The sequence below is a fragment of the Halalkalibacterium ligniniphilum genome, assembly GCF_000334155.1.
GTDB lineage: Bacteria > Bacillota > Bacilli > Bacillales > Bacillaceae_D > Halalkalibacterium > Halalkalibacterium ligniniphilum.
In genome coordinates this window covers 1-5216 of sequence record NZ_ANNK01000037.1, presented here as the reverse complement: position 1 = coordinate 5216, position 5216 = coordinate 1, and the positions used below count along the sequence as shown (strand labels likewise).

4 protein-coding genes are annotated in these 5216 nt (G+C 44.3%); all 4 read right to left on the bottom strand.

What is annotated here, in order from left to right; genetic code table 11:
* Positions 1-187 precede the first annotated feature (187 nt).
* The 4 genes from BLT_RS0102815 to BLT_RS0102795 all read right to left on the bottom strand — a co-directional run bounded on the left by BLT_RS0102815 (position 188) and on the right by BLT_RS0102795 (position 5015).
* Entirely contained in the window at positions 188-886 is a 699-nt protein-coding gene (locus BLT_RS0102815) for a FadR/GntR family transcriptional regulator (RefSeq protein WP_017726299.1), read from the bottom strand.
* 97 nt (positions 887-983) lie between these two features.
* A complete protein-coding gene (locus BLT_RS0102810) occupies positions 984-1694 on the bottom strand; it encodes a FadR/GntR family transcriptional regulator (protein WP_017726298.1) in 711 nt (236 codons plus the stop codon).
* Positions 1695-2002: 308 nt separating this feature from the next.
* Positions 2003-3973: a TRAP transporter permease gene (locus BLT_RS0102800; protein ID WP_017726296.1), complete on the bottom strand. Its 1971-nt coding sequence runs from the start codon at positions 3971-3973 to the stop codon at positions 2003-2005.
* A gap of 43 nt (positions 3974-4016) precedes the next feature.
* On the bottom strand, positions 4017-5015 hold the full coding sequence (locus BLT_RS0102795; protein ID WP_017726295.1) for a TAXI family TRAP transporter solute-binding subunit: 999 nt from the start codon (positions 5013-5015) through the stop codon (positions 4017-4019).
* Between the last annotated feature and the right edge of the window lie 201 nt (positions 5016-5216).

Sequence of the window (5216 nt, the reverse complement as noted above, 5' to 3'; positions counted from 1 at the left end):
CCCCGCCGCTACTTCTTCTGTGGCTGTCGGCTGGATCACCAAATCAGGTAAGTGGAAACCGAACGACGCATCATAGGCATAGCTGTAGCGGTCCGCTTCCTTTGTTAAAATCCGCTTTTGATCCTGGATTTTCTTTTTTATCTCCTCTAAAAAACGATCGGTCGTCAACATCACTCACTCCTCTCTTTTACGTATGACGCTGTTTCACCCCTTGAAAATGCTGCCACATGGCTTTTCTTGCTTCATCGGGCTTCCCATTGATAATCGCTTCATAGATTTTTCGGTGCTCAGCCACGACATCGGCAATAAAAAGCTCATTTTTTCTCGAAGCTTCACGATTTTTCGTTAAGACGCGAATCATGTTGTCCGAGATTAAATTCATGACATCTCGCATTAATGGATTATTTGCCGCTTCAATGATTGCCAAATGAAATTGATAGTCTTCTTCAACAGCAATCTGTCCTTGCTTTTCTACGGCAACAAGCTTTTCAAAGACAGCCCTTAAATGCTCCTTCTGCTCTTCTGTAATCCTGCTTGCTGCGTAATAGGCCGCATCCCCTTCAATCGCTTGACGGAGCTCGATTAATTCAACGATGGTTGTTTCTTTTTCCTGTAATAGATCGGCCAGCTTAAGCAGCAGTCGTTGGGAGCTTTCTTGAACGAGAAATACGCCTACCCCTGGACGGATGCGGACAACGCCTGAGGACTCTAGAACGGTTAATGCTTCCTTCACAGACGTTCTTGAAACCGATAAGGCTTCTGATAGCGCCCGTTCAGATGGAAGCTTATCACCAGGGTGAATCTCTCCTTTTTCTATCGCTGTTTTGATTCGCTCAATAATTTCCTGATACACACGTTTACGCTTTTGAATCGGCTTTAATTTCATTCCTTCCTCCTTACAATCGCCTGGGCTGTGGACAGTCCACTAAAACAAAAGGGAAGAGGACTGCTAAAAGCACAGCTCCTCTCATCCTCCAATCGATTTAATCCGGCAAAACTCGCTTGTCACCAAGCTTGCGGCGAACGTTATGCAAGTGAGTATTCATCGCTTTTCTCGCAGCCTCCGCGTCCCGATCGCGAATCGCGTTAAAAATCGCCAAATGCTCGTGATAAACCTCTTCTCGTTTTTGTTGGAGGCGATTCTTTTTTAATGAGAACGCTAGCGCTTTTTGCAGAAGACCTGACACATTGGCCATCGTCTGTTCTAAAAACGGATTGTAGGAAGCTTTGATAATGACACGGTGGAACATGTAATCCGCTTCATCCCCCACAACGTCCTCATCCTCGAGCGTTTTTGCAAATGCAGCCAACGCTTGCTCTAACTCAATGATATCTTGCTCTTGATAGCGAAATGCGGCTAATGCTGCTGCCTCTGTTTCAATAATGCTACGCAGCTCGAGCAAATCATACACTTGTTCAATATCGACCATGTCCAATGTCACTTGCTCAAGCAGGTTCGTTAGTTGGATCTCTTTTACCCAGCTGCCGCCTCCTTGCTTCGATTCGATTAAGCCACTTGCTGCGAGAACGCTTAAGGCCTCACGAATCGGGGAGCGGCTGACACCGAAACGCTCCGCCAGCTCCATTTCCGATGGCAGCTTACTATGAGCAGGAAGCTCACCGCTTTTGATCATCTCTTTTAGCTGTTCAAGGACTTGGCTTGACACCTTCTTACGCTCAATGGATGAACGCATCGTCAACACTCTCCTTTTTTCCGCGAAAAGGGGCAAGCTTCAGTTCAAGTTGATAAAACAATAAAGCCCTTCCGCTCTCTCCTCCATTAAAGGTTGCTAAAGCATTACCTGACAAACTCGTTTTCATCCGTGTAGGAAGCGCGAGCCGCTCATGCTGGTTTATGCAGAAAAGGAAACGAGCTTTCCCTCCCTCACACCGTATTCTCTAGATGCTGCTACGACCTTTCAAACATGTTTTTTATGCCATTTAAAAGAACAACCACACATGAATGTCTTTTATACAGCCTCTACTCTTTTACATCATGCGTCTAGGCCAAAACATTTTGTCCTGTCCCCGCTTTCTTTTTTGCACGAATGATGTGCAAGGTTAATGTTACTGCAATAATTGAAAGACCGAGACCATTAGTTAACATGCCTGGACTAACAAGAAGAAGTGAACTCACAAAAAACAAAATTCGCTCCAAAATTACTAAATCCGTAGAGAAGTAGTTTGTTAGCGCAACGGCCAATGCAAACACGCCTAAAACGGAGGTGATGACCGTTACGATTACCGCAATGACACTAATGGAACCATTTTCAGGTTGCATAACCATAATTGGGTTGTAGGCAATCATGAATGGGATAATAAATCCAGGTAATGCCAGCCTTACTGACGTCCATGACGTTTTCATGGCATCGGCACCTGCGATTCCTGCTGCTGTATAAGATGCTAGCGCGACAGGCGGAGTAATGTTCGACAATGCCCCAAACCAGAACACGAAGAAATGAGCAGCAATCGGGTTCACACCTGCTTCAACTAACGCTGGAGCAGCTGTAACAGCAACAACAATATAAAGTGCCGTTGACGGAAGCCCCATACTTAAGACAATACATGTTGCCATAACAAGTAGAAGCGCAATCCAAAGCATTCCATTTGCAGCTGAAAGGACATTGTAGGCAATTGCCGAACCAAGCCCTGACATGGTTACGACCGCAATAATTATCCCGATTGACGCACAGGCAATCCCCACTTGAATGGTACTTTTTGCCCCGTCAACAAAAGCTGTCCCTATCTTTGAAATGGTGACTCTTGTTTCTTTGTCTTTTGTGAGCCAGCTTGCAATAATGACAGATATAATCCCCGAAAACCCTGCAAATAACGGTGTATATCCCATTAACAACGTTGTTATCACAATCATGATCGGTAATAGTAAGATACCACGTTCTTTAAGAACTAGCCATACCTGAGGAATCGAATCTTTACTCATCCCCTTTAAGCCTTGCTTTTTTGCTTCTAAATCAATGGCTAAAACAAGCGCTACGAAATAAAGAAACGTCGGAATGATCGCAGCAAACACAATGACTGAGTAGGAAACACCTAAAAATCCAGCCATAATAAATGCCGCTGCCCCCATAATCGGTGGCATCATCATACCACCTGTGGACGCTGTTGCTTCAACAGCTGCTGCATATCGTGGCTTTAAGCCAATTTGCTTCATTAAAGGAATCGTGAACGCTCCTGTTGTGGCAACGTTGGCAACCGCGCTTCCGTTTAAGGAGCCTGTAAGAGCACTTGAGAGAACAGCTACTTGCGCAGGCCCGCCTCGTCGTTGTCCTGCTACAGCAATCGCCAAATCGTTAAAGAGCTTTGACGCCCCACTGACACTTAAAAATGCACCAAATAAAATGAAGATGACGATGTAAGTAGAAGCAATTGAAAGGGTGAGTCCAAAAATCCCTTCTGTCGTCATGTACACACGGTACAAGAGTCGTTCAAAGGAAAACCCTGCATGTCCAAACATTCCTGGAAAGTATGGTCCAAACACGGCATAAACAATGGCAAAGCTTGTTAAGAGTGGAATAAAAAGACCAAGTGTCCGTCTAGCTGCCTCCAAAAGCAAGAGAACGGTGAGCGCTGCAAAGATATAGTCCATTGTAACCGCTTGTGACATCCGTTCAATATGAATCGTTGTGTAGAACAGTAAAATGTAAACGGTTCCTGCGATACTAGCAATCGTTAAGACAACATCTGCCGTTGTAAAACGGTCTTTCGCTCCCTTTTTTGTTGCTGGATAAAGCAAAAAGGCCAATACAAAGAGTAACGCTAGGAAAAGAACGTTCCGATAAATTTCTTGCATATTCATAAAGCTATTGACGTAAATGGCAAATCCAGATAATAGTATCCCTGTAAACGCAACAACTTTTTGTTGTTTGCCTTTTAACACACGACCCGTACCGACAACCTCTTGAACTTCTTCAACGTTCTGGTCCGCGTCAACGTTTTGTTTCTTCACACTCATCTCGATCTCCTCCCTTTTTAAAGGCGACTAAAAATTAAGGCGATTACTCCTGAAGCTCAGGAGGCAGTAACTCATCTGGGATGTCGACACCTTGCTCCTCATAGTATCTGTAAGCACCTGGATGAAGCGGTACAGACACACCATCTAATGCCGTTTCTAAAGACATTTCCCGAGCTGAACTATGTACCTCATACATAAATTCAAGGTTTTCGTACAACGTTTTTGTTAGTAGGTAGATGATATCCTCATCAAGGCCTTTATCTGTTGCTAAAAAGTTTGATTGAGCAATCGTATAGATATCTTCCTCTTTTCGTGGATATGTCCCGGCAGGAATCTCGTATCGAAAGAACACATTGGAAAGCTCATTAATCGATTCAAGCTGCTCATCCGTTACGTCAAGAACATCGGCGCGAACACCACTTGCATACATGTCCGTGATCGCTGTAACAGGAACACCCGCTGGTAATGAACCACCGTTTAGACGACCATCACGCATGGCAGAAATCGTATCATCATAGCCAAGATACTCTGGTGAAATATCAGCAGTCGTTAGGCCCATCCCTCTCATGATCGCCAAGGTTGATTGTTCGGTTCCACTTGCCTGTGGTCCCACTGAAAAGCTTTTCCCCTCAATATCGGCAATCGTTCCTGTTTCAATCTGGTTGTTTTGCAAGACAAAATGTTCAACATTTGGCCAAAGGAAGGTGATCGAACGTAAGCCTTCATATGAGCGGCCTTCATAGATTCCCGTTCCATTAAAAGCCTGATCGCCAATTAACCCTTGCAAAATAGCAAGCTGTGCTTCTCCCTTTAGCAATAAGTCAATATTTTCAACAGACCCAGCCGAAGACTGACCCGTCGCACGGATTCCTTGATCGATTAATTGTTCCGTCCAAAGATTCCCCATTCCTACTCCAATTGGATAATAGGTCCCACCAGTGGAAGCGGTTGCAATTGAAAAATATTGATACTCTGTGTCACTACAAGAAGCTAGAATGAACATTGCACATACGAACAACAAAAACGATAATCGCTTTTTCATACCCACTTTTTCCCCCTATCTAATGAAAGCGCTTAAATAAAAGTTGTATTACAAGTATACAATATTACAACTTAAATTCAACAAATTTTTAATAAAATGTGAATTTTTCAGAAAAGTGGGGGTCGTTGCAAAAGGGATCGTTGCACTTTCGCTACGGGCTCTCCGGCTTCGGGCTCTCCGGCTTCGGGCTCTCCGGCTTCG

Coding starts and splice junctions, on each gene's coding strand:
- BLT_RS0102795 (WP_017726295.1), bottom strand. CDS start 5,015: ATGAAAAAGCGATTATCGTTTTTGTTGTTCGTATGTGCAATGTTCATT.
- BLT_RS0102815 (WP_017726299.1), bottom strand. CDS start 886: ATGAAATTAAAGCCGATTCAAAAGCGTAAACGTGTGTATCAGGAAATT.
- BLT_RS0102800 (WP_017726296.1), bottom strand. CDS start 3,973: ATGAGTGTGAAGAAACAAAACGTTGACGCGGACCAGAACGTTGAAGAA.
- BLT_RS0102810 (WP_017726298.1), bottom strand. CDS start 1,694: ATGCGTTCATCCATTGAGCGTAAGAAGGTGTCAAGCCAAGTCCTTGAA.